The sequence below is a fragment of the Armatimonas rosea genome (genome assembly GCF_014202505.1).
GTDB classification, from domain to species: Bacteria; Armatimonadota; Armatimonadia; order Armatimonadales; family Armatimonadaceae; genus Armatimonas; species Armatimonas rosea.
This window is the reverse complement of record NZ_JACHGW010000002.1, coordinates 895109-920385: the sequence shown is the minus strand read 5'-3', so window position 1 is coordinate 920385 and position 25277 is coordinate 895109. Positions and strand designations below refer to the sequence as shown.

The following is a 25277-nucleotide window of genomic DNA, read 5'->3' as shown; positions in this document are numbered from 1 at the left end:
CGACTTATAAAACCGCCAAACCGCCATCGGGGGCGAGGTTTGCCCCCGTGATAAAGTCCGAGAGCGGCGAGCAGAAGAACAAGACGGCGCGAGCGACATCCTCGGGGGTGGCGAGGCGCCGGAGCGGGGTGCGCTCGGCGACCGCGGCCTTGAGGCTCTCGGGGAGGTTCTGGGAGAACTCGGTGAGGGCCATCCCTGGGGAGACCGCGTTCACCGTAATCCCGTCGGGGCCGACCTCGCGGGCCAGCGAGCGGGTGTAGGCCAGCACTGCGGCCTTGGCCATGGCGTGGGCACCTTGGCCGGGTGCGGGTCGCTGCAGGAGAGTCGCGGAGAGGCAGACGATCTTGCCGGACTTTTGTGCCTGAAAGTGAGGCAGCGCGGCACGAGTCACGGTCACCACCGGCTTGACCACCGCGTGCCACTCAGCGTCAATCTCGTCCCAGGTGTACTCCGCCAGCGGCTTGAGCGGCCCAAAGCCTGCGGCGTTATTGACCAGGATATCGAGCCCCCCCAGCTCCCCGAGGCTCTGTGCTACCAGCCGCTCTGCCTGCGCGGTGTCTGTCAGGTCAGCCTGAAGCGCGACTCCCCCAAGCTCCTGAGCGAGCAGCTCCGCGCTCTCTTTCGAGGCCCGGTAGGCCACCGCGACCGTCGCGCCCTCCGCGGCGAGGAGCCGTGCGATCGCCACCCCCACCCCACGCCCCGCCCCCGTGACCAGCGCTTTTTTCCCTTTTAGCATGCCTCCCAGTGTACCTGGCAAGCTGTGATACAATAGCAAACAAAAAGCAAACTATCAAAAGACGACCATGTTGGTTCTGGAAGACTGGATTGTAGATCGGCAGCGACGTGAGGCGACACACTTGCCCTCCGGAGAGCGGGTGCCGCTTGTCTGGCTGTACCGTCGGGCACGGGTCGAGGGGGAGATGATTCCCGCGTGCCTGTTCCGGGTGCCCGAGCCCGAGGACGACGAGCTGCGGGAGAGTGACCCGGTGTCTTGGGAGTGTCCCGAGGAGTGGGAGCTCTCTCAGGTGATAGAGGGGGAAGAAGAAGAATGGTCGGTACTGGATTCGAACCAGTGACCCCCGCCGTGTGAAGGCGGTGCTCTACCACTGAGCCAACCGACCGAAGCGAGAGAGAGTATACCACCCCCGTACAAAGACGTCAAACCCACCGAAAACCAAAGAGACAAATACGAGACAGTGAAACCTCTTAAAAACAGCACTCTTGCGCTACCCTTCAATTATTTAAGAGAATTTATTAAATACCTACCGAGGAATCAACTTCTCTTTGGTACAAGAAATCGCCTGTTTTTAGATTGCAAGAGGCTCGCCGCTTGTGATAGAATCTATCCGTAATCGAAACGAAAACCCTTTAGATAGCGACTATGCCCGTCCGGCAGGTCGCTGTTTTTGTTTGTGAAGGATCCCTCTAATGCATAGCGATGGTAAAGGACGACTTCTCTTAATTCGTCATACACAGTCGGTCTGGAACAGCCTGAACCTGTTCACGGGCTGGGTCGATGTTGAGCTCTCGGAGACGGGCAAGGCGCACGCACTCCAGGTGGGCCAGGAGATGAAGGGCAAGTACGCGGTCGACAAAGGCTACACATCGAGCCTCGTGCGTGCCCAGCAGACCCTCCAGCTCGTGATGGAGGGTGCAGAGATCTCCGGCATCCCCGTGGTGCAGGACTGGCAGCTCAACGAGCGCTTCTACGGGCTCTGGCAGGGGCGCAACAAGGACCAGATGAAGGCAAAGTACGGCGAGGCCGCGATTCAGGCCGTGCGCCGTGGCTTTGGCGACCGCCCGCCCGGTGGCGAGAGCCTCGCCGATACCACCGAGCGTGTCCTGCCCTACTTCGACACGACCATCGAGCCCGAGCTGGCCGCGGGGAAGACCATCCTGATCGCCGCGCACGGCAACTCCCTGCGCGCACTGGTCAAGAAGCTGGAGAACCTCGCCGATGATGTCGTCCCTGGCGTCGAGATCGGCAATGGCGAGCTCCGTGTCTACCGCTACGAAAAAGAAACCGACAGCTACGTCCGTGAGGTTTGACTTTCCTGACCATGGGGGCTTCTTTGCCGAAGGAGCCCCAATCTTCGTTGCTCGGGCCCCGGGACGCCTGGATGTCATGGGCGGGATCGCGGACTACTCGGGCTCTCTCGTGGCGGAGATGCCCATCGGGCAGGCCGCGCTCTGTGGTGCCCAGGTCGATCCCTCAGGCAACCTGACCATCCGCTCGGTTAATATCGGGCGCACGGTGACGGTCCCAACCGGCGGCGAGCGCGAGACCGAGCGCTGGGCGATCTACCTGGCGGGCTGCGTGGCGCTGCTCAAGGCCGAGGGCCTGCTGGCTCCCACGGCGGGCGTCCGGCTCCTGCTCTCCTCCGATGTCCCCCTCGGCGCGGGCGTGTCGTCGTCGGCGGCGATCGAGGTGGCGACCATGCGGGCGCTCGCGGCGGCGTTCGACCTCACGCTCGACGGCCTAACTCTGGCGCGGCTCTGCCAGCGGGTCGAGAACGAGTGGGTGGGCGCACCGTGTGGGATCATGGACCAGGTGACCAGTGCCTGCGGCGAGGAGGGCAAGCTCCTCCTGCTCCGCTGCCAGCCGCACACCATCGACGGCTACACGACCATCCCCGACGGCTGGACGGTCTTTGGGATCGACTCGTGTGTCAAGCATAGTGTCGGGGGAACGGGCTACACCGGCGTGCGCTGCGCGGCCTTCATGGGGGCCAAGCTCCTGGGCCTTACCCCCACCGACTACCTCTGCAACCTCACCCCGGAGAGCTACAAGGCGCTCGGGATAGCCCTACCCGAGACTCTTTCCGGCGCGGAGTTTCTGCGCCAGCACGGCCCGACCTGGGACAGTGTCACCCAGGTCCTCCCCGACCAGAGCTACCCCGTTCTGGCGGCCACGGAGCACCCGATCTTCGAGAACCAGCGCGTGGCGACTTTCTTAAGTGCTCTCGACGCCGGTGACTTTCGCTTGGCGGGAGAGCAGATGCTCGCCGCGCACGCCAGCTACAGCCGCTGTGGCCTCGGCACCAAAGAGACCGACTTACTGGTCGAGCTCGCCATGGCCCAGAGTGGCGTGGTCGGTGCCAAGATCACGGGTGGTGGCTCGGGGGGGACGGTCTGTCTGCTCTGCCCCACCGAGCGCGAGGCCGCTATCGCCGAGAGTGTGGCGGACTCCTACGAGAAGCACACCGGCACGGTCCCGCGCATTATCCAGGGGACGTCACCCGGCGCTCTGAGCACGCCGGTACGCCTGCTTTAGATGGGCAAGGGCGGGGCCAAGCTCCGCCTCAAAGTCGGTGAAGGTGCACTCAATGGAGAGGCGCGCCGTGTACTGCGCGGCGCTCAGGGTGCGAAAGAGCGCCTCGTGATCGTAGCTGCCTGTCCCCGGTGACCTGCGCCCCGTATCGGCGGTGTGGACATGGGCGAGGCAGTCCGCGCTGGCAAGAATATCCCCCAGGGTCTCGTCGCCGTTGCGCTCCATGTGGTAGGTATCGGCGAGGTTGGCGACACCCGCTCGCCCCACCGCACGCGCCAGCGCCGCGCCCTCCGCGACCGTGTGGAGGAGGTTGCACTCGTGGCGGTTGAGCGGCTCGATAGCCACGGTCACGCCCGTGGTCTCGTGGGCATCGGCGCATTGATTGAGAAACCAAAGAAGCTGCTCCTGGGCCTGCTCCGCACTCCAGCCATCGGGGAGCTGCCGTGCCCCACCGCTCCCAAAGACAATCACCTTGCCCCCAACCTCGGCGCAGCGCGCCAGTGCCGTGTGGACATAGCGTGTCAGCGCCGGACGGTCCGTATCGGGGCCGGTGATCTTGAGCTTACCCGGCACAAAGAGATTGAAGGTCTCGCACGGGAGAGGCAGTGCCAGGAGTGCCGCCCGCTTCTCCACCCAGAGCGCCTCGTCGGACTCGGGGATTAGCTCGCCCGATGCCCCCAGCTCGATATAGTCCCAGCCCGCCGCCGCCACTGCGGGTGCCTTGCTCAGCCCCGCACAGACCCCAAATCGCATCAGATTACCTTACGCTCCTCAATCACTTTTTCCATCCGCTCGATACAGTCGTCGGTGAGCTCCTCGCCAGGGGTGAGCGTGTGGGAGCGCGCACTGCGCACGGCCCAGGTCGCGCCTAGGACAATAATCAGCGCAAAGCCCCCCCAGAACACCAGATCGTGCATCTCCGCGTAGTCGGCACCGTTGTTCTTGCCGTAGAGGTGCCGCGACGAAAACCCGAGCTTGACACCGGCCCAGGCGACTAGGCCGTAGGCGGTGCTATCGAGCGCGGGGTACTTTCGGAGCAGGCGCAAGAACGCTGCCGCCCCCAGCCGCAGGAGAATCATCCCCAGCAGCCCCCCTAAGTAGACAATCCAGAGCTTCTCAGGCCGATTGACCAGCGAGACCGCCACCAGGATCGAGTCCACGGCAAAGACCACATCGGTAAAGCCCACCAGCGCGACCGTCCGGCCAAACGAGAGCTGCTTCTTCCCCGCCGCGAGTGCATCTTCGTCGTCTTCGTCGTGGGACTTGCTGGCAAAGTGCTTGACCGCCAGAAAGATCAGATAGGCCGCGCCCAGCCCGCAGAGCCACCAGAGCTTGATGAGGAAGCCCGCCAGCAGAATCCCGACTCCGCGCAGGCCAAACGCCATGATCAATCCAAGCGAGAGCGCGCGCTGCTGCTCTTTCTCAGAGAGATGGCGCACGAGCAAGGCGAGCACAAGGGCATTGTCGGCGGAGAGCAAGCCTTCGAGAAGCACCAGCGTTCCAACAATCAGCAGATCCGAATTGGCAAAAGTTTGGGGATCAAAAGGCATCGCTGTTATTCTACCCGCTGGGAAGGGTAAGATAGATACCTCATGCAAACCGTCTCCGTCTCACTTTGTCGGCTGCCTGGTAGCGACGATCTCCCGCTCCCGGCCTACGAGACCTTGCAGGCGGCAGGGATGGACCTGCGCGCCGCGGTCACCGAGCCTGTTGTTCTTGTTCCGGGCGCGCGCCACGCGGTTCCCACGGGCATTGCGATCGCCCTCCCCGACGGCTACGAGGCGCAGGTGCGGCCCCGCTCCGGGCTGGCACGCAAGGCGGGAATCTCCATGGTCAACTCCCCGGGTACGATCGATGCCGACTACCGTGGGGAGATCATGGTACTTCTGATCAACCTGGGCCAGGAGGCCTTTACGGTCAATCGAGGGGATCGGATCGCGCAGCTCGTGGTCGCCCCGGTCGTGCAGGCCCAGTGGCAGGTGGTGGAGAGCCTCGACGAGACCGAGCGTGGGGCGGGCGGCTTTGGCCACACGGGCGTGAAGTAGCCCTATGGAAGACGAGATCAATGCACTGCTCTCACGGGCAAACCTGGCGCGCGTCCGGGGCAACCTCGCCGAGGCAGAGACCATCTGCCACACGGCAATCGAGCTAGATCCTACCTCCGCCGATGCCCAGAGCCTGCTGGGGGACCTCTTTCTCGCGCAAGAGAAGCACGATGAAGCCCTGCACTGCTACAGCCTCGCCACCGAGCTCAAGCCGGGAAATGCGTCGTTTCGGGAGAAGCGTGACAAGGCCGTGCAGACACGCCATAGCCGCCTGCTAGCCGCCCAGCAGGCCCAGGTGCAGGCCCCAAAACCGCCCCCTGCCGCCCCCGTCGCAGAGAAAAAGCCGCCTCGCCCCCGCTGGCTGATCGCGATCCTCGTGGGGGTTGGGGGTATCGTGATGCTCCTGCTGGGAATCTGGCTCGGGACCACCCTGGCCCACCGCAACGATCTTGTCCCCATCAAGACCCCTGCCACCGTCGGGCGGGAAAATTAATAACGAACGCCGCCCAACTTTCTACCTGCTCTGCGACGATTAGAGACATAGGATCCCCACACAATTGCTGTGTGCCATTCTCTCAAATGAAAGCAGAAACGATGAAATCTCTCAAGCTCGCCCTCTCTCTTATCCCCCTTGTCCTTGTCGCCTCCACCAGCCACGCCCAGGTCAAGTACAATGTCTACCTCAACGGCCCCAGTGAGTCGCCGGCCAATGCCTCCCCCGGCCTGGGCACAGGAACCGTCATCTTCGACACGACCGCCCACACGATGTTTCTCACGGTCACCTTCAGTGGCCTGACGGGCAATACCACCGCCTCGCACATCCACGCCGCCACCGCGACCGCCTTCACGGGCACGGCAGGTGTTGCCACCCAGACCCCGAGCTTTGTTGGCTTTCCTCTGGGAGTGACCTCGGGCACCTACACCCAGACCTTTGACATGACCCAGACGGCATCGTTCAATGCGGCCTATATCACCGCCAATGGGGGCACCGCCGCGTCCGCCGAGACCGCACTAGCCGCCGCCGCCGCTGCGGGCAAGGCCTACCTTAATATCCACACGTCGGCCTTCCCCGGCGGTGAGATCCGTGGCTTCCTGACCACCGCTCCCGAGCCAGGAACCGCCGCGCTCGCGCTCCTGGGCCTAGGGGCTCTGGCGCTTCGCCGCAAGCGCGCCTAATTAGATTAGTCTCAGCAAGTCCCTGCACGAGGTGTCTCGTGCAGGGATTTTTTATGCAAGTGCCAGAGGAGCCCCGCCAGCCAGAGGAGCGCCGGCAAGACAAGGCTTCGCTGCATCAGCCCGGTCCACCAGCGCCCGTGCCAGCCGATCGCGTGCAGGTAGAGAGTCGCTCCCCCCACTCCCCCCAGCATCAGCGCCCCGCAGAGCACCGCCAGCACCGTGAGAAAGCGCTCTTTCCGCACGCTACAGAGCGCAATCGCCACAAAGATCGGGGCGAAGACCAGGGTCGAGAGCGGGTTGTGGATACGCCCCACCAGCGTGCAGGGCTCGGGGCGTGTGGGCAGGCCACAAGTGAGCGCATCGGTGGAGAGATCGGCCAGGTCGGTCGGGAAGAACCCCAGGAGGAGCAGCGCTGCCCCTGCCAGCGTGAGCAGAGCACTCTCCCACCTCCACGCGTGCTTGTGGAGGGCTCGCCCTACTGCCAGTGCGCTCAGCGCCAGTAGGAAAAAGCAGGCCGTCATGAGTGGCCCGTAGTCGCTCCGCACCAGCTCACTGAGGAAGTTCCAGGGATGGTAGGCAAAGACCGCTCCCGTGGTGGCGTAGAGCCGTGGCGCAGGAAGGAGGTGCAACAGGGTTAGGTCCGCGCTCGCCAGCGCCATACTCACTGCCCCCAGCCGGAGCGCTCGCCGTGCCATGACTCCAGTGTATCGCAGGACAGACCGAACATAGAAGTAACCGATATGTCGATGGATCTTGCAACCCTCTTGCTAGAAGGACTGAAGTGTGAGCGAACCAATCCCGCGCAGGCAACACTGCTCGCGGAGCAAGCGCTCGCCCTCTGCGATAGGCTAGGCGACCCGGTTGGCCGTGTTCGTGCACTCCGCAATCGCGCCTATGCCTACCACGCCAGCGGTGCCCTAGAGCAGGCTGAGACCATCCTAGACAATGCGCTGGAGCAGGCAAAAGACGCCGCCGATCCCAGCAGCCTCGCCCTCTGCCTCCATACCAAGGCCTTCTTTCTTCAGAAGCAGGGCGAGCTCCAGCGTGCCCTCACGACCTACCGCGAGGCGGCCCTCCTTCGCCAGAGCCTCGGGGAGCACGCGCTTGAGGCGGGCACCCAAAACAACCTCGGCCTGATCTACAACGACCTGGGCGACTACGATGCGGGGCTCCGTGCACACCAGCGCGCTCTGGAGCTCTGGCGGCTCACGGAGAATACCTATGGCGAGGCGATCAGCCTGAAGAACCTGGGGGGGATCTATATCTTCTTTGGACAGTACAGCTGTGCCCTCCCCTACCTGAGCGACTCGCTGACCCTCGCGGAGCGCCTGGGGCACCCGGCTCTCCTCTGTGAGAACCTGCTTGCGCTGAGCCAGTACTACCGCCTGGTGCACCAGCCCGAGCGGGCGGCTTCCTTTGTCGAGCGAGCGCAGGCCCTCCTCCCACAGTTTGCCAGCCCCACCTACGAAGCGGAGGTGCTCTACGAGCGAGCCTGCCTCGCGGCGCTCCAAGGAGAGTGGGCCGTCGTGCGCCAGGCACTCGCACGCACGCTCCGTATCCTACGCACACTGGGCAACCGCCCCGAGCTCGCCCGGGCTCTCTACACGCTAGGGACGCTCTGTCTTGAGCAAGGCGAGCTGACCGCAGCATGCCGGAGCCTGGCGCGCTGTGCACGCCACGCCGAGCGCTATGGGCTCCGGAGCTTAGAGCGAAACTGCCACGAGAAGCTCACCGATGGCTGGGAGCGACGGCAAGACCTTGGCCGTGCCCTCAGCCACCACCGCCGCTTCCACCAGCTCGACCGCCTCTTGGTCACCGAGGCCAGCGAGCGCCAGCGCCACCACCTCTTGCAGGAGATCGAGCTGGAGAAGGTTCGCCAGCACAACGCCGCCCTGACAAGTGCAAAGCTGGAGCTGGAGCAGACCAATGCCCTCCTTCAGGAGCAAGTGGCACGGGATGGCATGACGGGGCTCTTCAACCACACCACCTTCCAGCGGCGCTTTCAGGAGCTCTTTCAGGCCGATGGGGAGCTCACGCTTCTCCTGATCGACGTGGACCACTTCAAGCGCTTCAACGACGACTTCGGGCACCCGGTCGGTGATACGATCCTCAAGCAGGTCGCCCAGCAGCTACAGGGCCTCGTGCGGGAGAGCGATCTCCTGGCGCGCTACGGCGGGGAGGAGTTCGCCCTCGCCCTGCCCCAGACGACGCTCGCCCACGCCCTCACCCTCGCCGAGCGGATTCGAAGCACGATTGCCGGCCAGCCCTGGGAGCCGCGTGGCGTGACCGTGAGTATCGGCGCGGCGGGACGCACGTCCGAGACCGCGAGCCCCGCGGCGCTTCTCTGCGAGGCGGACCAGGCGCTCTACGCCGCCAAGCGCCAGGGGCGCAACCGCTGTGTGAGTGCCCAAGCGCTCTAGAGCGGGTCGCAGACCACCCCCAGCCAGCTCTTGCCGTCGGCGACAATCACCAGGGTCGCCTCGCTGCCCTTGCCCTTGAGGCCGAGCTCTTTATGCACCGCATCGGGCTCCTTGGGATAGCGCCGCTTCTTCACCACCAGCCGCCCCACCCCCTGCTCCCGGAGCCAGCGCCCCAGAGTCCGCTCGCGGTAGGGCAAGACCGTGCGGATGGCGTAGAGCCGCGCGCCCGGATCGGGGAGAGCCTCCGTCGCCGTGAGGTAGGCATCGTCGGGCGAGAGCAGCGCCGCCCCTGTGCGCTGCGCCAGGGTGGTCAGTGCCCCCGCCCGCAGGATCGCCGGGTCGGGATCGAGCAGAAACGCGCCCGGCTCCCCCGCGACGGCGAGGGGCTCGTCGGTGGCGGCGTAGCGCTCGCCCTGGGGAAGCAAGAGTGCCTGAGGCGGCCCTGGCTCCCTCCCCAGCACCACACACGCCTCTTTGCAGGTGCGCTCCTCCGAGAGAAAGAGCAGCTCTCCCCCCAGGCTTGCGAGGGTCTCATCTGGCAGGGCGGGGGAGAGCTTGGCGACTGTCACGGGGCACCGTGCCTGCAGCTCCTGGATAAAGCTGAGGGCGGGCTGGTAGCGCTCGGCATCGGCGGAGAAGCGGGTGGTGCCGTCGCGCCGCGCCGGATCGAAGAAGGCTCCATCGAAGCGCCCGCTCAGGGTGGTCACATCGGCACAGAGAAAGGTGATGCGCTCGGAGAGCCCGTAGACCGCGGCGTTGGCCCGCGCAAAGACAAGCCGTGCGGGGTCGGTGTCCACGGCCGTGACCTGCTTGCCCGCCGCAGCCAGCGCTAAGGCATCGCGCCCCACCCCGCAGCAGGCATCTAAGACGGTCTCACAGGACGCGAAACACTGGGCATGGAAGGCGGCGATTCCCTCGGAGCTTGCCTGGGCCAGCGAGTCTGCGGTGAGAAAGAGCTGGTCTGCGTGCTTCCAGCCGCGCCGCGCGGCGCGCTCGCGCCCCTCCAGAGTCGCCAGTGCACCCGCACGTAAGACCGGGTCGAGGGCGCGGTCGTTGGTGAGCGCCCGGGCTCCCCGCGCAAGGAGCGCCGCGCCCGCCTCCGAGACTAAAAAGGCGGCTGTTTCCTCGGTCACGAGCCGCCCGTGACGGCCTTGGCTTCGTCAAAGGCAAGCTTCGGGGCGACCGGGTAGATCTGCATCAGGCCAGGGTCAGGGGTCTTCTGCCACGAGTCGACCAGAAACTCCAGGGTCGTCAGCACGGGCCGCGCCTCGGGGCTTCCCTCGGGCCGGGACTTGTTGTAGCGCTCCAGCAGGCTGGTCAGGTCGGCGAGGGAGAAGAAGGCGGGGACAATGGTCTTGCCATTCTGGGTGATATTGAGGAGCCCCTTGCCGGTGAGCTCTCCCATAAACAGCGGCACCCCCGCGATCGTCTCGGGCTTGCCTTGCTGTTTGAGAAGCTGGCGTGCCTGCTCCATCTCCGCGGGATCGGGGACAAAGGCCAGCGCGATCCCTTCCTGCGGGTTCGAGGCACGCTGGTAGAGCTCCCCCAGCCCCACGACCTTGAGCTTGAGCCCCTCGGTCAGGCTTGCATCACGTTTTTTCAGGTTCGCCAGGAAGTCTGTGGCCCCTTTTTGCCGCAGAAACACCCCCACGCTGGGGCGGGCCTTTTCCTCGTTGCCCTTGGCGGTCAGGGCATTGCCCATGGGATTGACGAGGATAAACCCGGGGACCGCATTGAGCCGCTCAACGACCTGGGCCTTGGTCAGCACCACGGGGAGCTTTAGATTGGAGAGAGCCTGAGGGGGAAGGATCATTCTTTTTCCAGCGCCCTACCCCCAACGAAGCGGTGGGGGTAGGACAGGGAGAGATTAGGCGACGTGGTAGTAGATGACGGCGTGCTTCTGGAGGGTAATCTCGCGCCCTTCCGTGGTCAGCACGTTGATCGTAAAGTCATCAAACCACTTCACCTGACCGGTCAGCGTCTGCCCATTAACCAGCAGAAAGGCCAGAGTAGCATGCTCGTCCCGAAGGCGAATCATCGCGGCGGAGCTTAGCTGAATGGTGGGCATCCGATCCCGGCTGGGGCCAAAATCCATGGTTTACTCCTCGCCCTTCTTGGCAGAGCGGGCAGGCTTGGCAGCCTTCGCTTCCACGGTCGTTCCCGGGGTCGTCTTCGTACGGGCCTTGTAGACTTCTTCCTTACGCTTCCATAGCTGACGCAACTCTTTTGCTCGAATTCGCATTGTAATTTCCTCCTCACCTTATAGGCTACTGAAATGCAGTGTATTCTACCGCACCTTGGGCTTTCCTGGGGAACACTCTTGACGCTCTGAGCATTTCGCGATAGAATTGCAAGCCTGTCGGTTCGTTGGTGTTTGTAGTGTTCGTCGGTGTTTTCCCGTCGTAGCTCAGCCCGGATAGAGCAGTCCCGTCCTAAGGGAACGGCCGGGGGTTCGAATCCCTCCGACGGGATTTAACTTTAGACCTGGAGAGGTCGCATAGTTGGTCTAGTGCGTCCGCCTCGAAAGCGGATGAGCGCAAGCTCCGTGGGTTCGAATCCCACCCTCTCCGTTTCACCCCACTCCCAAGCCTCTTTCCTACGACCGAAACCGGGACGAAACCAAGCCGCGATACAATAGCGGCATGTCGTCCCCCTCCGTGCCCTCCCCCACCATCGCCGGGCTTCAGCCACGTGCCTGCGGGCTTCCCGCCCCCCTCTCCGCGGATATCGAGCGTCTTGAGGCGCTGTTCTCGGAGGTGCTGACCGAGCAGGAAGGCGGCGCGTTTGTTGCCCTCTCCCGCAAGCTGATGGAGACCGCACACGAGGAGGCCATGACCCCCGCCAAGCTCCTCGAAGCCCTCCCCGAGCTCGCCGATGCCGCGACCTGCGCGCGGCTCTTGCGCGCGGTGACCGTGCTCTTTCAGCTCCTCAATACCGCCGAGCAGAAAGAGATCGTCCGGGTCAATCGGGGACGCACCGAGCCGCGCTCGGAGTCGATCCGTGAGGGGATTCGCAAGCTAAAAGAGCAGGGCCTCACCGCCCCGGAGATGCAGAAGCTTCTCAACCAAATCGAGATCTGCCCCACCCTCACCGCCCACCCCACCGAGGCACGCCGCCGCGCGGTGCTCGATAAGCTGCTCCGGGTGGCCGAGGGACTGGCCCTGCGCGCCCAGACCGCCGATGGCTCGCACCTGGACCAGCCGCTAGAGGGCGATCCCAGTGTCCGCGCCGATGAGAACCTCCGCCGCGCCCTCACCGAGCTCTGGCAGACCGATGAGATTCGCATCACCCCCATCACGGTCCCGGAGGAGGCACGCAACGCGCTCTACTTCTTTGAGAAGACGATCTTTAAGGTGGTGGCCTGGCTCCATGCGGACCTGCGGCGCGCCCTCGACGAGAGCTACCCGGGTGTCGAGTTTACGATCCCGGTCTTTGTCAGCTACCGCTCCTGGGTGGGGGGCGACCGCGACGGCAACCCGAATGTCACCGCCAAGATCACCTGGGAGACCCTGAAAGAGCACCGCCGGATCGCGCTGGAGTTCTTTGTGGAGCGGGTGGAGAGTGTCCGCCGTGCCCTCACCCTCTCGGTCAAGCGTATCGCCGCCGGAGACCCGCTGCTGGGGTCGGTCGAGCGCGATCTGGCCGAGGTCCCCCTCCCCGAGAGCCGCCGCCTGCGCCATATCGGAGAGCCGTACGTGCTCAAGCTCCTCTGTATCCGCGAGCGCCTGCTGGCCACCCTCAGCGAGGCGCCCCATGCCTACAAGAGCGCCGATGCGTTTCTGGCCGATCTGACTCTCCTGCAAGACGCGCTCCGCCGCAACCACGCGGGCTCGGTCGCCGATGCGGGCGATGTGGCGGACTTGCTAGTGCAGGCGCGCACCTTTGGCTTCCACCTCGCCCCGCTCGATGTCCGCCAGCACAGCGATGTCCATGTAAAAGCGGTCACCGAGATCCTCTCGCTCGCCGGGGTGACCGCCAACTACGCCGCCCTCTCCGAGGAGGAAAAAGTCGCCATCCTGCGCTGGGAGCTGCGCTCGCCGCGGCCCCTAGTCAGCCGCGATGCCCCCCTCTCGGCCCAGACCCGCGAGGTGCTCGATGTCTTCGAGGTGATCCGCCGCGCCCGCCGCGAGCTCTCCCCCCAGAGCGTGGTCTGCTACATCATCAGCATGACCCACGGTGCCAGCGATCTCTTGGAGCCCCTGCTCCTCGCCAAAGAAGTGGGGCTTGCTGGGGAGCTGGATATCGTCCCGCTCTTTGAGACAATCGACGACCTGCACCACTGCGGGGAGCTCATGGCCGAGGTCTTCAAGATCCCGGAGTACAAGGCGCACCTGGCCACCCGCAAGAACTTTCAAGAGATCATGCTAGGCTACTCGGACTCCAGCAAGGACGGTGGCTTTCTCGCCGCGAACTGGGCACTGCAAGCGACCCAGGAGAAGATCGCGCAGGTCTGCCACGAGGCGGGGATCACTCTGCGGCTCTTCCACGGGCGCGGCGGGACAGTCGGGCGGGGCGGGGGCCGCGCCAACAAGGCGATCCTCGCACAGCCGCCCGGTAGCTTCGATGGCCGCATCCGCTTCACCGAGCAGGGGGAGGTGATCTCCTTCCGCTACGGCCTCGCCCCGATCGCGCACCGGCACCTGGAGCAGATTGTCAATGCCGCGCTCCAAGCCGCCAACCCGCGCCGCCAGGCACAGGAGAGCGAGGAGGGCAAGGCCGCGCTGGTACAGATGGCACAGAAGAGTCGGGAGTTCTACCGCGCCATGGTCCACGAGGACCCGAGCTTCTGGACGTTCTTTGCGCAAGCGACTCCCATCGCCCATATCAGCAAGCTCCCTATCGCATCGCGCCCGGTCTCGCGCTCGGGGAAGGCCCTCGCCAGTGTCGATGACCTGCGCGCCATTCCCTGGGTCTTTGCCTGGATTCAGAGCCGCTACATTGTCCCCGGCTGGTTTGGCCTGGGCACGGCGCTGGAGTGGTACAGCGGCGACGATCCTACCAAGCTGGCGTTTATGCAGTCGCTCTGGAAGGACTGGGCGTTCTTCAAGGCAGTCGTGGACAACGCGCAGCTCGAGCTCACCCGCACGCACCTGCCCACCGCCAAGCTCTACGCGGACCGCTGCGACGATCCAGCACTGCGCGATAAGTTCCACAACCTAATCGCCGAGGAGCACGAGCGCACCGTTAGCTGGGTCAAGCGCATCACCGGCCAAGACGGCGAGCTCATGAGCCACGCCCCGGTTGTCCGCGCCACCGTTCACCTACGAAACCCCGCCGTCCTGCCGCTCTCCCTGCTGCAAGTCGCGCTGATGGAGCGGCAGGAAAAAGAAGGCGAGAGCGATCTGTTGCGCGAGGCCATTCTCCTCTCCATCACCGGAATCGCCGCCGCCATGCAGAGCACGGGGTAGGCGCCCAATAGAATTAGGCGTCAACAGTGGCGTCGTTCCTCCGCCGCAAAGCCCGTGCCGGGCTACAAAATCTCCAGCCCGGCACGGGCTTTGCGGCCGAAGGCCATTGCAGACGCCGGTTTCCAACCGGCGGAAAACGCGCCGGGTAAAATAGGCCATGCAAGAGCTTCGTGCCCTCGGCTACTGGAAGAGCGACGACAATCTCACATGGCCCCATCCCATCTGTTTTGTGGACCTAAGTCAAGACCCCACACTCCAAGCCAAGGTGGTGGAGTATCTCAAGAAGGGGGAGTGCTGGGTCGCGTGTGCAGGGTTTAGTTTTTGCCGTCTCTGTGGCACTCCTAACGGAAGCTACAATCAAACGGATGGCTATTATGAGTGGCCGAGCGGACTCGCTCATTATTTGGAAGTGCATCACGTCCGCCTCCCCGATGCGTTCGTGAATCATGTCTGCTCCGAGCCAATCGCACGCACCCTCCCGGATGACCTCGCAGAGATTGCCTACGACGTGAGCTGGTGGAAATCCCAGAGAGGCTGGCATGATGGCTCGCAGGTTGAGCTTGTCCCATTTCGCTCCTACTACGACAGCGTAGGAGCACTCTCGCTCACCGCAGTGACGCAGCCCGTCACCGCCGCACAGCTCAAGTTCGTCCGCCGCTTCGCGGACTTTTCGTTCTTCAGCACGCTTGCTCTACGAGAGACGCTTCGGTCCGGGGAGCCCTTACTGCTCCAGCACGAATTCCACGCCGCAGAGGTCCCGGAGCTCACAGAAGAAGCACGAGCGCTTGGACTCACCCTGACGCACCGACGCTATACCAGCCGGGAAGAGTATCTTCAGCACATTCGGTGAAAGCTTCGTTGGGTAGACTGACTCTGTGAAGCGCTTTCCTGGATACTACCGCGATGCCCACGGCGAGGAGGCGGTGTTCTTTGAGCTGGAGGGAACGACCTACGCGGTGACAATCCGGGGCGTGCGGTTTTCCTACATCACGCTGGAGGACTTGGAGCCCGACGAAGACACGCTTCCCGAGCGGCTGGCGGGCTTCTCGCTCGTTCACAACACGCCCGCCACTGCGAGTATGGGTTTTCCGTGCCCCTCACCCTGATCCAAGACGGGCAGTCTGAGGAAGTGACGCTGACGGTCGCGCTCCAGCACGCGGCTTCGTCGTCGCTGACCGTGACCTTGAAAACGGCACACGGGGAGCTTGTCGCGCAAGACGGCGATATCTACTTTGATACCGTCTTAGAGCGCTTGGTCGCGCAGCTTCCTGTGGGGGCGACTCTCCGCTTTTGCTTTAGCTGCCGCTGGGGAGCGGTGGAGCCAACCTATGGCCTCAATGGGAACTTTGGCTGCTTCCGCACCCAGCAAGCCGCACTCCTCGCGGCCCCATCCCGCCGTGCACGCATGCACCTCTGGCCGCCGCCGGAGTGGCGGCAAGAGGTCGATGTCTGCGATGCGTTCACACAGCGCTAGGCTACCGCGCGGCGCTTGGTAAATCCCAGAGCGATGGGCAGGACCAGCAGCAGCCCCAGGCTCAGGGAGGGCTCGGGGGCGGAGAGGCCGACCGGGTTCACGGTGGAGGTGACATAGACCAGGCTCCCCGAAGGACTGGCACTCCCCGAGGTCAGGATCGTGTGGTTGTCCGACTCAAAGCCACTGCTACGGTTGTTGTTCCAGAAGTCGATGCGGTCGAACTGGAAGCCGTTCTTGGCAAAGAAGTTCACAAAGGCATAGTTCTCCCCGCTATTGGTGCTAGGGCTGGCAGGCTGACCTCGGTAGGTCGAGGTATTGTAGGTCGAGCCATTGATAGCGGTCACGGTGGAGCCCCCCAGGATGCTCTGGATGGTCGCCGTGGAGAACGAGCCCAGCAGCGTGTTGCCCCGATAAAAATCCATGCGGTTCTGGCTATCGCCGGCGGCCCAGCCAAAGCCAAAGTAGCTCTGCCGGTTGGCAAAGAGAAGGCTCACCGCCCCCGTGGAGCCCGACTGCGCCCCCACCGCCATGTGCTTGGTGCCATCGAACGCCCATGCCACATTTCCCCGCTCGATATTGAGCGGCGCAGAGGCGGTCGCGTGGTAGGTGCCGATCACCGACGTGTAGTCGCTGGTGATATTCCCGGTCGCCAGCGCGTTGAAGGTCTCCACCTTGGTGTTGGAGAAGATCGAGTTGGAGGTCCGGGGAGCATTCAGGTAGATCCCAATCTGGGCATGGGCCGCACTGCCTCCCAGGAGAACAGAGAAGAGAGCAGAGAGAGCGACCATTAAACGAGCATTATTAATCATTAAATATCAATTTCTTTCATTCCATTGCACGAACAATTGGATTATTCGGAGCGGCTCAAAATAGCACTAGGCAGTAAAACTACCAGGAAAGTATAATGGGGCATGCTCTCCAAAGCCCTCTTTGCCGCCATCGCTGCCCTTGTCGTGCTCTCGCCCGCCTACGCACAGCCCTCCCGTGCCACCGACGACAGCCTGGAGCCGCTGCTCCGGCGCTTTCAGACCGACGAGGCGGGTCTCAACCGCTTCTACGACACGGAGTTCTCCCCCACCCTCCAGAAGCGCATGGCCGCGTTTCGTGCGGAGTGGCGCAAGACACTCGATGCGCTGGACTACGACAAGCTGGGCACCGGGGCAAGGATCGACTGGCTGCTCCTGGATGGCTACCTGAAGCACGAAGACGCGCAGGCGGCCCTGGCGGCCCAGCGCGAGGCGGAGATGCTCCCCCTGATTCCCTTTGCACCCAAGCTGGTCGCGCTGGAGGAGGCGCGGGGCCGTGTGGAGGCACCCAATGGCGAGCGCTTTGCCGCCACGCTCGATGCGCTCTCAAAAGAGCTCAAGGCAGCGCGAGCGCAGAAACGCAATATCTCCCCCACCCTTGCCCTGCGCACGGCGCGCGCCCTCGATGGCCTCGCACGCACCCTGGCGACCTGGTACGCCCACTACGATGGCTTCCATCCCTTGGTGACCTGGTGGTGCAAGACTCCCTACGAAGCTCTCCGCCGTGAGCTCGCCGACTACAGCCGGGCGCTGCGAGAGGAGACCGCCAAGGTAAAGGGCCGCGACGACGACCCGCTGATCGGGGACCCGATCGGGCGCGATGCCCTCCTGGCAGACCTGGCCTACGAGCGCATTCCCTACACCCCCGAGGAGCTGATGAAGCTCGCGGAGCGGGAGTTTGCCTGGTGTGAGACGGAGCTCAAGAAGGCCACGAAAGAAATGGGCCTCGGTGAGAATACCAAGGCGGCGCTGGAGAGAGTGAAGACGCTCCATGCCGCGCCGGGGGAGCAGGACACCCTGGTCGCCGGGCAGGTGCGCGAGTCGATTGCCTTCCTGCAGAAGAACGATCTGGTCACCCTGGAGCCGCTCTGTATCGAGACCTGGCGGCTGGAGATGAGCAGCAAGCAGGTGCAGCGCAACCTGCCCTTTGCCGCCTACGGAGGCCAGAAGATGCTGGTAGCCTACCCCCTGGCGGAGATGGACCACGCCGATAAGGAGATGAGCCTGCGCGCCAACAACGAGCACTTCACCCGCATTGTCACCCCGCACGAGCTCATCCCCGGCCACCACCTGCAGTCCTACATGTCCGAGCGCTACCGCCCCTACCGCCAGCGCTTCGCCACCCCGTTTCTGGTCGAGGGCTGGGCGCTCTACTGGGAGATGCAGCTCTGGGATAAGAGCTGGGCACGGAGCCCCGAGGACCGGGTGGGGATGCTCTTCTGGCGCATGCACCGCTGCGCCCGCATCCTGGTCTCGCTGGGCTTTCACCTCAAGACCATGACTCCCGAGAAGATGATCGACTTCCTGGTCGAGCGGGTCGGGCACGAGCGCTTCTCCGCCACGAGCGAGGTACGGCGCTTTATCGGCGGGGCCTACTCCCCGCTCTACCAGTGTGCCTACATGATCGGTGGGCTCCAGCTTCGGGCACTCGCCAAGGAGCAAGGGGACAGCCAAAGGCAGACTCTCAAGCAGCTCCACGACTCCCTCCTCCACGAGGGCCCGATCCCCATCGAGCTGCTCCGCGCCGCGGTGACCGGCAGCCGCCCTGTGAAAAATGCCCCTTTTTGGAGGTTCTAGCTCGGGTATAATGGCCCACAGATGGAAAGTGTCACACAGGGAGTCTTGACGCCGCAGGAGATGCAGGCGCAGCTGGAGCACCGGGAGCGGCAGATCGAGGCGATTCGGCGCACGAGCGATGCGCTCTTCTCACACCCCAGTGTGGACACGATGGTGCAGGCCACCCTGAAGATCGCGCTGGAGGTGCTCCGCGCGGACTCGGGGACGGTCTACCTCTACGACTCCCAGAACGACACGCTGGTCTTTCGCTACGTGATCGGCCCTATCGCGGACCAGCTCATGGGCAAGTCGATCCCGGCATCGCAGGGGGTGGCGGGGACGGTGTTTCGTACCGGAACCCCCGTGCTGATCGGCGATGTGAGCAAGCGCGAGGACTTCAACGCTAATGTCGATAAGCAGACCGGCTACCAGACCCAGTCGATGATGACGGTTCCGGTGAAGCGCACGGGGGGCTCCCCGATTGGGGTGATGCAGGTGATGAACCCGACGGTCCCCTTCACCCAGCACGATCTTGAAGTCCTTGAAGTTCTCTGTGCCCAGGCCGCCACGGGCATTGAGCACGCCCAGCTTTTGGAGGCGCAGCGCAACGCGGAGATTGGCAACCGTGTCGGGGAGATCTCCCATGACATTAAGAACATGATGACCCCCATCGAGACCGGTGTCATGACCCTCCAGCCGATGCTCGATGATCTCTTCCAGCAGGTCGCCAGTATCACCAGCAAGTGCCCCGAGGGCGAGACCTGGGGCGCGGAGGTGGCCGATGCGGTGGGCGGCGTGGAGGGCCTGTACTCCTGGCTCCTCGACGATCTCCTGACCGCGGCCAAGCGTGTGCGCCGCCGCACCCAGTACATCGCGGGGATGGTAAAAGGGACGCTGCCTCCGCCGGTCTTTGAAGAGGGCTGTCTCAACGATGTGGTCAACGACGTCGTCAAGACCCTCAAGCGCACCGCCACGGACAAGGGCATCAGCCTCAAGACCGACCTAGACCGCGCCCTGCCCCACACCCCCTTCGACTACGACCGCTTCTATGACTGCCTGTACAACCTGGTCAACAACGCGCTCCCGGAGACGCCCGCCGGTGGCACGGTGACCGTCCGCACACGCAGCCCCAAGTCGCCGGGCGGCAACCTCCTTATCGAGGTGCAGGACACCGGACGCGGCATCCCCGAGGAGATTCGCAAGAAGCTCTTTACCAACCAAGCGGTCTCTACCAAGGTGGGCGGCACGGGCCTAGGCACCAGTGTCTCCGCGCGGGTGGCGCGTGAGCACGGTGGGAGCATCTCCGTAGAGAGCACGGTCGGCGTGGGCTCGACCTTTATTATCTCTGTCCCGCCGGTTCCCCCCGTCCCTGAGTCGCCGGGGTAGTGCCCCCCAGCCCCCATGCATGGGGGTCAGGGGGCCAGCTCCACCACGGTCGTGTCCCCCCACGACGGTCCCGTTTTCACATCCACATCCAGGCTGACCGTCAGCGGGTAGGCACTCTCCATACAGGCCTTGACCTTCGCTCCCAGCTCCCCTGCCGCGTCCTGGTCTACCTCAAACAGAAGCTCATCGTGCACCTGCAAGAGCAGGAGTGCGGGGAGCTGCGTCTCGTGGAGCATCGCCCAGACCGAGAGCATCGCCTGCTTCATGATGTCCGCGCTCGTCCCTTGGATCGGCATGTTCGCCGCCGCACGCTCCGCTGCCTGGCGGAAGTTAAAGACCCGGTTGTTGATATCGGGAATCCAGCGCCGACGGCCGATCAGGGTCTGGACATAGCCGTTCTTCTGGGCAAACTCAATCGTGCCATCGAGATAGGCCTTCACGCCGGGGAAGCGTGCAAAGTAGGACTCTTTCAGTGCCTTCGCCTCGCTCTGCGGAATCTTCAATTGCCGCGCCAGCGCAAAGTCCGAGATGCCATAGAGCACCGCGTAGTTCACCGTCTTAGCCGCGCGCCGCATATCACCCGTCACCGCGCTCGGCTCGATCCCATACACCTTCCCCGCCGTGTACTTGTGGATGTCCTCGCCCGACGAGAACGCGTCTCTTAAATCTTTGTCCTCCGCCACGTGGGCAAAGATCCGCAGCTCGATCTGCGAGTAGTCCGCCGAGAGCAGAATCCGCCCCGGCGGCGCCACAAACGCCTTACGAATCTCCCGTCCCACGGGGGTTCGGATGGGAATGTTCTGGAGGTTTGGGTTCGACGACGAAAGCCTACCAGTCGCCGCCACCGTCTGATTCAGCGACGTGTGCACCCGCCCATCGCTTCGCACCAGCGCCGGGAGCGCGTCGGCGTAGGTGCTCTTGAGCTTCGCCAGCTCCCGGTACTGCAGCACCTGCGCGACAATCTCGTGCTCCAGCGCAAGGGGCTCCAGGACATCCGCATCGGTCGAGTAGCCCGTCTTGGTCTTCTTCCCCGACGGCAGCTTCAGCTTCTCAAAGAGCACCTCGGCCAGCTGCTTGGGTGAGTTCACCGTGAACGGCTCCCCCGCCAGCGCGTGGATTGACTTCTCCAGCGCCGTGATCTGCTCGCCCATCCCTGCCGCGATCTTCTCTAAGAGTGACTTGTCCAAGAGCAGCCCCGTGCGCTCGATCTCCGCCAAAATCGGCACCAAGGGCAGCTCCAGCTCTCGCAAGAGGCCGTCGAGCTTATCCTTTTCCAGGCGCGGCTCCAGCGTCTCGTGCAAAGCGAAGATCGTCTCCGCCGCGGCAATCGCCAGTTGCTTATCGCGCTCAAACACCGTCGCTGCGTCGAGGGTCGCACGCTCTTTTTTCTCCAGCGCAGGCGGCAGCTCACGCCCTGCAAGGTTCTGCGCGATGTCCCGCAGCGGGTAGGTCGCCCGCTGACCAGCAAAGAGCAGATACGCCGCGAGCTCTGCATCAAAGGCAAGGGCACTTAGCGTGAAGCCATGCCGCTGCAAGATCGTGATATCGGTGCGGCCGTCGTAGGTGAGCTTGCCAATCGTGGGGTCGGTGAGGAGGGCATCCATCCCAGCATCCATCCCCCCGGCCCCCTTCCTTCGCTCTGTTTCCGACTTCGTCGGGACGAAGGAAGGGGGAGTTGGGGCTGGGGGGGTGTCGAAGAGGCCGCCTAGCTCGGCTCCGCCGCTTGCGGGGACGGGGGGGGCGAGGGGGGGGGGGGCAAGGGGGCAGTAGAAAACGCGCCCGGCTCCGGTAGCGATGGCGACCCCATAGAGCCGTGCATCCAGCGCGGAGGCTTCATCGGTGTGGAGGCGAAGCGCGACTCTGCCGGCCGCCTTTGCGGCGGCAAGAAGCTCGGCCACATCGGTAGCTGTCTCGACCTCGGTGATGGTCAGCAAGACCGCCTTCGCCTCCGCCACAACCTCCACTTCAGGCTCCCCCGCTGGGTGGGGGCGGGGGGGGCTGGTCGGGGAACCTGCACTCATCGCCTCCACCCGGCGCGCGAGGGTGCGGAACTCCAGCTCATCGAAGAAGAGTTTTATGGCGGCGTAGTCTGGGGAGTAGTCCGGGCACTCGGTGGGGCTAGGCAGTGCGGCGGCTTCCGGCAGCGGGATGTCCTTGCGGATCACCGCGAGGTCTTTGGAGAGGCGCATCTTCTCTAAGTTCTCGCGAATCTTCTCCTGGATGCGCACCGGAGTCACCTCACTCAGGCGTGCCTCCAGCTCCTCCACGGTCGGGAACGCTTGCAGCAGCGTCGTGGCCGTTTTCTCACCGATACCGGGGACGCCGGGGATGTTGTCGCTGGAGTCGCCCTTCAGCGCGCGGTAGTCGGTGAGCTGGACCGGCTTGAGCCCGTAGCGCGCCTCCACCGCGGCCTCGTCGTAGATCACCGTGTCCGTGATGCCCTTGATCATGGTCAGCACCGTGACGCCCGGCTGCACCAGCTGCAGCATGTCCGAGTCTCCGGTGACAATCAGCACCTCATAGCCTGCCGCCACGCCTTGGATGGTCAGCGTTCCGATGATATCGTCGGCCTCGTAGCCCGGTGCCTCCAGCGAGATCGCCCGGAAGACATCAGCGAGGCGGCGTGCATACGGGCCTTGCTGGATCAGATCATCCGGTGTGTCTTGGCGCGTCCCCTTGTACTCCGTGAACAGCTCATGGCGAAACGTGGGATCGTGCGTGTCCCAGGCGCAGAACATCAGGTCCGGGTGGTGCTTCTCCACAACCCCGAGGAGCATCTGCGTGAAGCCAAAGAGCGCGTTGGTGGGCAGGCCCTTGGAGTTGGTCAGGGAGCGCACCGCAAAAAAGCCCCGAAAGAGCAGCGAGTTACCGTCGAGGAGAACGAGTGTTTTAGCCATTTGCGGGTATTTTACCTGCTACTGATAAAATGTCAGCGAGAGCCAAGAGAAAGAGCAAAACGATCATGACACTGATGATAAATGTTTCCCCAGAGACCGCCCGACGGCTTGTAGGAGATCCACAAGCGCTCCGTCGCGCAGGTGAGCTTATCGACGCAGCTTTTGCTGAGGATGACATTGAGCTCACCCAGGATGATTGGGATAAAGTAGACGAGGCGCTGGCTCAGGTAGCAGCCGGGAAGGTGCGGCCCCACAATCGGGCCGAATCACTGGCACACGCCGAAGAGCTCCTCAAAGCCGCAGGGCTGGTGTGATGCCTGAACCTGTACCTTGGGACTTGTTTCTCACCGATCTTGCCCATGAAGAGCGTGATGCACTGTTTCTCACGATAGGACGGCTTCGAGGAGCAGACTACGCCCGGCGCTGGTGGGAGGGGCTCCTCAGAGCAACGGATGGCATCACTGAGTTCCCTGGCCCCCGCTCTTTCATGATGAACATTGCCGAGTCAGAGCGCCGACGGGTCGAGGTGCGTATGCGGCTCTACCGTGGACCAGATCGTAAGAACCCAGAGTGGGTTGCTTGTACGATCGTGTTTTCCGTCTACGATCCCACGCAACAAGCCCCTGACATGGGCCAGGTGCGCGTCCTGCGCTATGTGGGGGCAAAGACACTTCAGGCACAGGAGCTCGCTCAAGAGACTGACGATAGTTCCCCACAAGAAACGGGGTAACCATCGTCCTCCGGTATACTGGCTCCATGACGATGAAACGACTTCAGATCGGAACCAGTGGCCTCAGTGCTTCCGAGATCTCTTTGGGCTGTATGCGAATCGCGGGGATGGCCCCCGATGCGGTGGACACGCTCCTAAAAACCTCCTGGGAGGCGGGGATCAACTTCTACGACCACGCGGACATCTACGGCGGCGGCAAGAGCGAGGAGGTCTTTACGGCGTCGGTGAAGCGCCTTGGGCTCCAGCGCAGCGAGCTGCTCCTCCAGAGCAAGTGCGGCATCCGTAGCGGCTTTTTTGACTTCTCTAAGGAGCATATCCTCACCTCGGTCGATAAGATTCTCACCCGCCTCGACACGGACTACCTGGATATCCTGCTCCTCCACCGCCCCGATGCGCTGGTCGAGCCCGAGGAAGTGGCGGAGGCATTTGAGACCCTCAAGCAGAGCGGTAAGGTCCTCCACTTCGGGGTGAGCAACCACAACCCCAGCCAGATCGAGCTCCTCCAGGCGAGCCTGCCGATGAAGCTCGAAGCCAACCAGCTCCAGTTCTCGATCACCAACACGGGCATGGTCGATCATGGGCTCAATGTCAATATGGAGATCGAGCGCTCCAACGACCGCGACGGCGGGATTCTCAACTACTGCCGCCTCAAGAAGATCACGGTGCAGGCCTGGTCGCCGTTCCAGCACGGGTTCTTTGAGGGGACCTTCTTGGGCAATCCCAAGTTTCCCAAGCTCAATGAGGTGTTGGAGGCGATGGCAGGCGAGTTCGGGGTCACTCCCACGACCCTGGCGATCGCATGGATCCTGCGCCACCCGGCGAAGATCCAGCCGATCGTGGGGACAACCAGCCCGGAGCGGGTGAAGCAAGTCGCGCTGGCCTCTGAGGTCGCGCTGACCCGGCCGCAGTGGTACGAGATCTACCGGGCGGCAGGAAATACCCTTCCCTAAACGCCTCATACGTGTCATAATAACAATATTATGAGCACTACCAAGACCAGCCCGCGCCTCCTTCTCTCGATTGCTGTCGGAGATGCCTACGGTGCGGGCTTTGAGTTTGAGTCCCCCGAGGTCGTGGCGCGCGAGAACGATGGCAGGCACTACCGCAAGCGGGCCGGGTTCACGCCGGGGCACTACACCGACGATACCCAGATGACGCTGGCGATCTGGGAGGCGGTGCGGCTAGGGGAGCCGTTCACGCCGCGCTACCTCGCTGACCGGTTTGTTTTTGTCTACCACCGCGACCCACGCCCCGGCTATGCGCGTGGCTTTGAAGGCATCTTGAAGTCCTGCAAGAACGGCAGTGAGCTGCTGGAGAAGCTCAACCCCACCAGCGACCGCAATGGGGCGGCGATGCGCTCGGTGCCGCTGGGGCTCTTGCCAAGCATCACCAAGGTGAAGGCCTACGCCAAGACTCAGGCGGCGATCACCCACAACACGCCAGGGGGAATTGCCTCGTCGCAGGCTGTTGGGCTCATGGCGCACTTTGGGCTCAAGCGACTCGGCAAGCTCAGCGAGCTTGCGGCGTTCCTCGAAAAACACGTCCCCGGCACCCCCTGGTCAGAGCCCTGGCACGGCGAGGTTCCCCTCCATGGCCTCTCCACCGCCCGCGCGGCACTCACCGCGCTCCTCGCCTGCCGCACCCAGTCCGAGCTGCTCCGCACCGCGGTCGCCTTCACCGGCGATACGGACTCCGTCGCCGCGATTGCCCTGGGCTGCTCCGCGTGCTTCCCCGAGTACAAGCAAGACCTGCCGCGTGTTCTGATTCAAGGGCTGGAGAACGGCCCCTACGGCCGGGACTACCTCACGACGGTTTAGATCGCCTCGGTTGGAGCGAGGCGTCAACGAGCCTTCGGCTGGAAAGGGCTTCGCCCATGGGCCATTTTATG

Annotated in this window: 26 protein-coding genes and 3 tRNA genes; 19 read left to right on the top strand and 10 right to left on the bottom strand. The window is 63.8% G+C overall.

Annotation, left to right across the window (positions count from 1 at the left end; translation table 11 throughout):
• Positions 1 to 4: 4 nt before the first annotated feature.
• Positions 5 to 736: an SDR family NAD(P)-dependent oxidoreductase gene (locus tag HNQ39_RS12110; RefSeq protein ID WP_184196006.1), complete on the bottom strand. Its 732-nt coding sequence runs from the start codon at positions 734 to 736 to the stop codon at positions 5 to 7.
• Positions 737 to 803: 67 nt separating this feature from the next.
• On the opposite strand from HNQ39_RS12110, the gene HNQ39_RS12105 reads away from it, so the two are divergent.
• Positions 804 to 1076 (top strand): hypothetical protein, encoded by a 273-nt coding sequence (locus HNQ39_RS12105; protein WP_184196003.1) that lies wholly within the window; start codon positions 804 to 806, stop codon positions 1074 to 1076.
• Here HNQ39_RS12105 and HNQ39_RS12100 read toward each other — a convergent pair.
• Positions 1050 to 1121: transfer RNA gene (locus HNQ39_RS12100), tRNA-Val, on the bottom strand. The two genes, HNQ39_RS12105 and HNQ39_RS12100, sit on opposite strands and share 27 nt — an antisense overlap.
• 307 nt (positions 1122 to 1428) lie before the next feature.
• Here HNQ39_RS12100 and HNQ39_RS12095 point away from each other — a divergent pair.
• A complete protein-coding gene (locus tag HNQ39_RS12095; protein ID WP_184196000.1) occupies positions 1429 to 2049 on the top strand; it encodes a 2,3-bisphosphoglycerate-dependent phosphoglycerate mutase in 621 nt (206 codons plus the stop codon).
• Positions 2039 to 3274 carry a GHMP family kinase ATP-binding protein gene (locus tag HNQ39_RS12090; protein WP_184195997.1) on the top strand — a complete coding sequence of 412 codons (1236 nt, stop codon included), beginning with the start codon at positions 2039 to 2041 and terminating at the stop codon, positions 3272 to 3274. Before HNQ39_RS12095 ends, HNQ39_RS12090 begins: the two co-directional genes overlap by 11 nt.
• Here the strand turns inward: HNQ39_RS12090 and HNQ39_RS12085 are convergent.
• On the bottom strand, positions 3236 to 4024 hold the full coding sequence (locus HNQ39_RS12085) for a sugar phosphate isomerase/epimerase family protein (protein ID WP_184195994.1): 789 nt from the start codon (positions 4022 to 4024) through the stop codon (positions 3236 to 3238). The two genes, HNQ39_RS12090 and HNQ39_RS12085, sit on opposite strands and share 39 nt — an antisense overlap.
• Positions 4024 to 4821, bottom strand: coding sequence for a TerC family protein (locus HNQ39_RS12080; protein ID WP_184195991.1), 798 nt, complete (start codon positions 4819 to 4821; stop codon positions 4024 to 4026). The genes HNQ39_RS12085 and HNQ39_RS12080 overlap by 1 nt, the downstream gene beginning before the upstream one ends.
• 42 nt (positions 4822 to 4863) lie before the next feature.
• Between HNQ39_RS12080 and dut the strand changes: the two genes are divergently transcribed.
• The 3 genes from dut (at position 4864) to HNQ39_RS12065 (ending at position 6492) form a co-directional block, all read left to right on the top strand.
• A complete protein-coding gene (gene dut, locus HNQ39_RS12075) occupies positions 4864 to 5316 on the top strand; it encodes a dUTP diphosphatase (RefSeq protein ID WP_184195988.1) in 453 nt (150 codons plus the stop codon).
• Between the two features lie 4 nt (positions 5317 to 5320).
• A complete protein-coding gene (locus tag HNQ39_RS12070; protein ID WP_184195986.1) occupies positions 5321 to 5809 on the top strand; it encodes a tetratricopeptide repeat protein in 489 nt (162 codons plus the stop codon).
• Between the two features lie 101 nt (positions 5810 to 5910).
• Complete coding sequence (locus HNQ39_RS12065) at positions 5911 to 6492, top strand: CHRD domain-containing protein (RefSeq protein WP_184195983.1); 582 nt, start codon at positions 5911 to 5913, stop codon at positions 6490 to 6492.
• Positions 6493 to 6503: 11 nt separating this feature from the next.
• Here HNQ39_RS12065 and HNQ39_RS12060 read toward each other — a convergent pair whose 3' ends face one another.
• A complete protein-coding gene (locus tag HNQ39_RS12060; RefSeq protein ID WP_184195980.1) occupies positions 6504 to 7187 on the bottom strand; it encodes a DUF998 domain-containing protein in 684 nt (227 codons plus the stop codon).
• 45 nt (positions 7188 to 7232) lie between these two features.
• On the opposite strand from HNQ39_RS12060, the gene HNQ39_RS12055 reads away from it, so the two are divergent.
• Positions 7233 to 8912, top strand: a complete 1680-nt coding sequence (locus HNQ39_RS12055) for a GGDEF domain-containing protein (RefSeq protein WP_184195977.1) — start codon at positions 7233 to 7235, stop codon at positions 8910 to 8912.
• Here HNQ39_RS12055 and HNQ39_RS12050 read toward each other — a convergent pair.
• The 3 genes from HNQ39_RS12050 to HNQ39_RS12040 are packed head-to-tail and all read right to left on the bottom strand — an operon-like array spanning position 8909 to position 11007.
• Positions 8909 to 10045, bottom strand: coding sequence for a THUMP-like domain-containing protein (locus tag HNQ39_RS12050; protein ID WP_184195974.1), 1137 nt, complete (start codon positions 10043 to 10045; stop codon positions 8909 to 8911). The two genes, HNQ39_RS12055 and HNQ39_RS12050, sit on opposite strands and share 4 nt — an antisense overlap.
• Positions 10042 to 10725 carry a Tic22 family protein gene (locus tag HNQ39_RS12045; RefSeq protein ID WP_184195971.1) on the bottom strand — a complete coding sequence of 228 codons (684 nt, stop codon included), beginning with the start codon at positions 10723 to 10725 and terminating at the stop codon, positions 10042 to 10044. Before HNQ39_RS12045 ends, HNQ39_RS12050 begins: the two co-directional genes overlap by 4 nt.
• Positions 10726 to 10779: 54 nt before the next feature.
• Positions 10780 to 11007, bottom strand: a complete 228-nt coding sequence (locus HNQ39_RS12040) for an RNA chaperone Hfq (protein ID WP_184195968.1) — start codon at positions 11005 to 11007, stop codon at positions 10780 to 10782.
• 301 nt (positions 11008 to 11308) lie between these two features.
• Here HNQ39_RS12040 and HNQ39_RS12035 point away from each other — a divergent pair.
• The 6 genes from HNQ39_RS12035 (at position 11309) to HNQ39_RS12010 (ending at position 15794) form a co-directional block, all read left to right on the top strand.
• Positions 11309 to 11383 (top strand) — tRNA-Arg (locus HNQ39_RS12035).
• Between the two features lie 15 nt (positions 11384 to 11398).
• Positions 11399 to 11482, top strand: a tRNA-Ser gene (locus HNQ39_RS12030).
• A gap of 72 nt (positions 11483 to 11554) precedes the next feature.
• A complete protein-coding gene (ppc, locus tag HNQ39_RS12025; protein ID WP_184195965.1) occupies positions 11555 to 14320 on the top strand; it encodes a phosphoenolpyruvate carboxylase in 2766 nt (921 codons plus the stop codon).
• Positions 14321 to 14477: 157 nt separating this feature from the next.
• Complete coding sequence (locus tag HNQ39_RS12020) at positions 14478 to 15170, top strand: hypothetical protein (protein WP_184195963.1); 693 nt, start codon at positions 14478 to 14480, stop codon at positions 15168 to 15170.
• A 25-nt stretch (positions 15171 to 15195) separates the two neighbouring features.
• Positions 15196 to 15426, top strand: a complete 231-nt coding sequence (locus HNQ39_RS12015) for a DUF6304 family protein (protein ID WP_184195960.1) — start codon at positions 15196 to 15198, stop codon at positions 15424 to 15426.
• Positions 15411 to 15794, top strand: coding sequence for a hypothetical protein (locus HNQ39_RS12010; protein ID WP_184195957.1), 384 nt, complete (start codon positions 15411 to 15413; stop codon positions 15792 to 15794). The genes HNQ39_RS12015 and HNQ39_RS12010 overlap by 16 nt, the downstream gene beginning before the upstream one ends.
• Here the strand turns inward: HNQ39_RS12010 and HNQ39_RS12005 are convergent.
• Positions 15791 to 16582 (bottom strand): Npun_F0296 family exosortase-dependent surface protein, encoded by a 792-nt coding sequence (locus HNQ39_RS12005; RefSeq protein ID WP_184195954.1) that lies wholly within the window; start codon positions 16580 to 16582, stop codon positions 15791 to 15793. The genes HNQ39_RS12010 and HNQ39_RS12005 overlap by 4 nt on opposite strands.
• A gap of 123 nt (positions 16583 to 16705) precedes the next feature.
• Between HNQ39_RS12005 and HNQ39_RS12000 the strand changes: the two genes are divergently transcribed.
• Positions 16706 to 18397, top strand: a complete 1692-nt coding sequence (locus HNQ39_RS12000; protein ID WP_184195951.1) for a DUF885 family protein — start codon at positions 16706 to 16708, stop codon at positions 18395 to 18397.
• A gap of 21 nt (positions 18398 to 18418) precedes the next feature.
• A complete protein-coding gene (locus tag HNQ39_RS11995) occupies positions 18419 to 19762 on the top strand; it encodes a GAF domain-containing sensor histidine kinase (RefSeq protein ID WP_184195948.1) in 1344 nt (447 codons plus the stop codon).
• A gap of 26 nt (positions 19763 to 19788) precedes the next feature.
• Here the strand turns inward: HNQ39_RS11995 and polA are convergent, their stop codons facing one another.
• Complete coding sequence (gene polA, locus HNQ39_RS11990; protein ID WP_184195945.1) at positions 19789 to 22659, bottom strand: DNA polymerase I; 2871 nt, start codon at positions 22657 to 22659, stop codon at positions 19789 to 19791.
• Positions 22660 to 22724: 65 nt separating this feature from the next.
• Here polA and HNQ39_RS11985 point away from each other — a divergent pair, with 65 nt between their 5' ends.
• From HNQ39_RS11985 to HNQ39_RS11970, 4 genes are read left to right on the top strand one after another with little or no spacing between them, the layout of a single operon-like run.
• Positions 22725 to 22973: a hypothetical protein gene (locus tag HNQ39_RS11985; RefSeq protein WP_184195942.1), complete on the top strand. Its 249-nt coding sequence runs from the start codon at positions 22725 to 22727 to the stop codon at positions 22971 to 22973.
• Positions 22973 to 23389, top strand: a complete 417-nt coding sequence (locus tag HNQ39_RS11980; protein WP_184195940.1) for a type II toxin-antitoxin system RelE/ParE family toxin — start codon at positions 22973 to 22975, stop codon at positions 23387 to 23389. The genes HNQ39_RS11985 and HNQ39_RS11980 overlap by 1 nt, the downstream gene beginning before the upstream one ends.
• Before the next feature lie 32 nt (positions 23390 to 23421).
• Complete coding sequence (locus HNQ39_RS11975; RefSeq protein WP_184197737.1) at positions 23422 to 24339, top strand: aldo/keto reductase; 918 nt, start codon at positions 23422 to 23424, stop codon at positions 24337 to 24339.
• A 30-nt stretch (positions 24340 to 24369) separates the two neighbouring features.
• Entirely contained in the window at positions 24370 to 25206 is an 837-nt protein-coding gene (locus tag HNQ39_RS11970; protein WP_184195937.1) for an ADP-ribosylglycohydrolase family protein, read from the top strand.
• The last annotated feature ends 71 nt before the right edge of the window (positions 25207 to 25277 follow it).

Coding starts and splice junctions, on each gene's coding strand:
- HNQ39_RS12085 (WP_184195994.1), bottom strand. CDS start 4,024: ATGCGATTTGGGGTCTGTGCGGGGCTGAGCAAGGCACCCGCAGTGGCG.
- HNQ39_RS12070 (WP_184195986.1), top strand. CDS start 5,321: ATGGAAGACGAGATCAATGCACTGCTCTCACGGGCAAACCTGGCGCGC.
- dut (WP_184195988.1), top strand. CDS start 4,864: ATGCAAACCGTCTCCGTCTCACTTTGTCGGCTGCCTGGTAGCGACGAT.
- HNQ39_RS11995 (WP_184195948.1), top strand. CDS start 18,419: ATGGAAAGTGTCACACAGGGAGTCTTGACGCCGCAGGAGATGCAGGCG.
- HNQ39_RS11980 (WP_184195940.1), top strand. CDS start 22,973: ATGCCTGAACCTGTACCTTGGGACTTGTTTCTCACCGATCTTGCCCAT.
- polA (WP_184195945.1), bottom strand. CDS start 22,659: ATGGCTAAAACACTCGTTCTCCTCGACGGTAACTCGCTGCTCTTTCGG.
- HNQ39_RS12000 (WP_184195951.1), top strand. CDS start 16,706: ATGCTCTCCAAAGCCCTCTTTGCCGCCATCGCTGCCCTTGTCGTGCTC.
- HNQ39_RS12055 (WP_184195977.1), top strand. CDS start 7,233: ATGTCGATGGATCTTGCAACCCTCTTGCTAGAAGGACTGAAGTGTGAG.
- HNQ39_RS11970 (WP_184195937.1), top strand. CDS start 24,370: ATGAGCACTACCAAGACCAGCCCGCGCCTCCTTCTCTCGATTGCTGTC.
- HNQ39_RS12040 (WP_184195968.1), bottom strand. CDS start 11,007: ATGGATTTTGGCCCCAGCCGGGATCGGATGCCCACCATTCAGCTAAGC.
- HNQ39_RS12105 (WP_184196003.1), top strand. CDS start 804: ATGTTGGTTCTGGAAGACTGGATTGTAGATCGGCAGCGACGTGAGGCG.
- HNQ39_RS12060 (WP_184195980.1), bottom strand. CDS start 7,187: ATGGCACGGCGAGCGCTCCGGCTGGGGGCAGTGAGTATGGCGCTGGCG.
- HNQ39_RS12110 (WP_184196006.1), bottom strand. CDS start 736: ATGCTAAAAGGGAAAAAAGCGCTGGTCACGGGGGCGGGGCGTGGGGTG.
- HNQ39_RS12080 (WP_184195991.1), bottom strand. CDS start 4,821: ATGCCTTTTGATCCCCAAACTTTTGCCAATTCGGATCTGCTGATTGTT.
- HNQ39_RS12065 (WP_184195983.1), top strand. CDS start 5,911: ATGAAATCTCTCAAGCTCGCCCTCTCTCTTATCCCCCTTGTCCTTGTC.
- HNQ39_RS12095 (WP_184196000.1), top strand. CDS start 1,429: ATGCATAGCGATGGTAAAGGACGACTTCTCTTAATTCGTCATACACAG.
- HNQ39_RS11975 (WP_184197737.1), top strand. CDS start 23,422: ATGAAACGACTTCAGATCGGAACCAGTGGCCTCAGTGCTTCCGAGATC.
- ppc (WP_184195965.1), top strand. CDS start 11,555: ATGTCGTCCCCCTCCGTGCCCTCCCCCACCATCGCCGGGCTTCAGCCA.
- HNQ39_RS12045 (WP_184195971.1), bottom strand. CDS start 10,725: ATGATCCTTCCCCCTCAGGCTCTCTCCAATCTAAAGCTCCCCGTGGTG.
- HNQ39_RS12020 (WP_184195963.1), top strand. CDS start 14,478: ATGCAAGAGCTTCGTGCCCTCGGCTACTGGAAGAGCGACGACAATCTC.
- HNQ39_RS12005 (WP_184195954.1), bottom strand. CDS start 16,582: ATGGTCGCTCTCTCTGCTCTCTTCTCTGTTCTCCTGGGAGGCAGTGCG.
- HNQ39_RS11985 (WP_184195942.1), top strand. CDS start 22,725: ATGACACTGATGATAAATGTTTCCCCAGAGACCGCCCGACGGCTTGTA.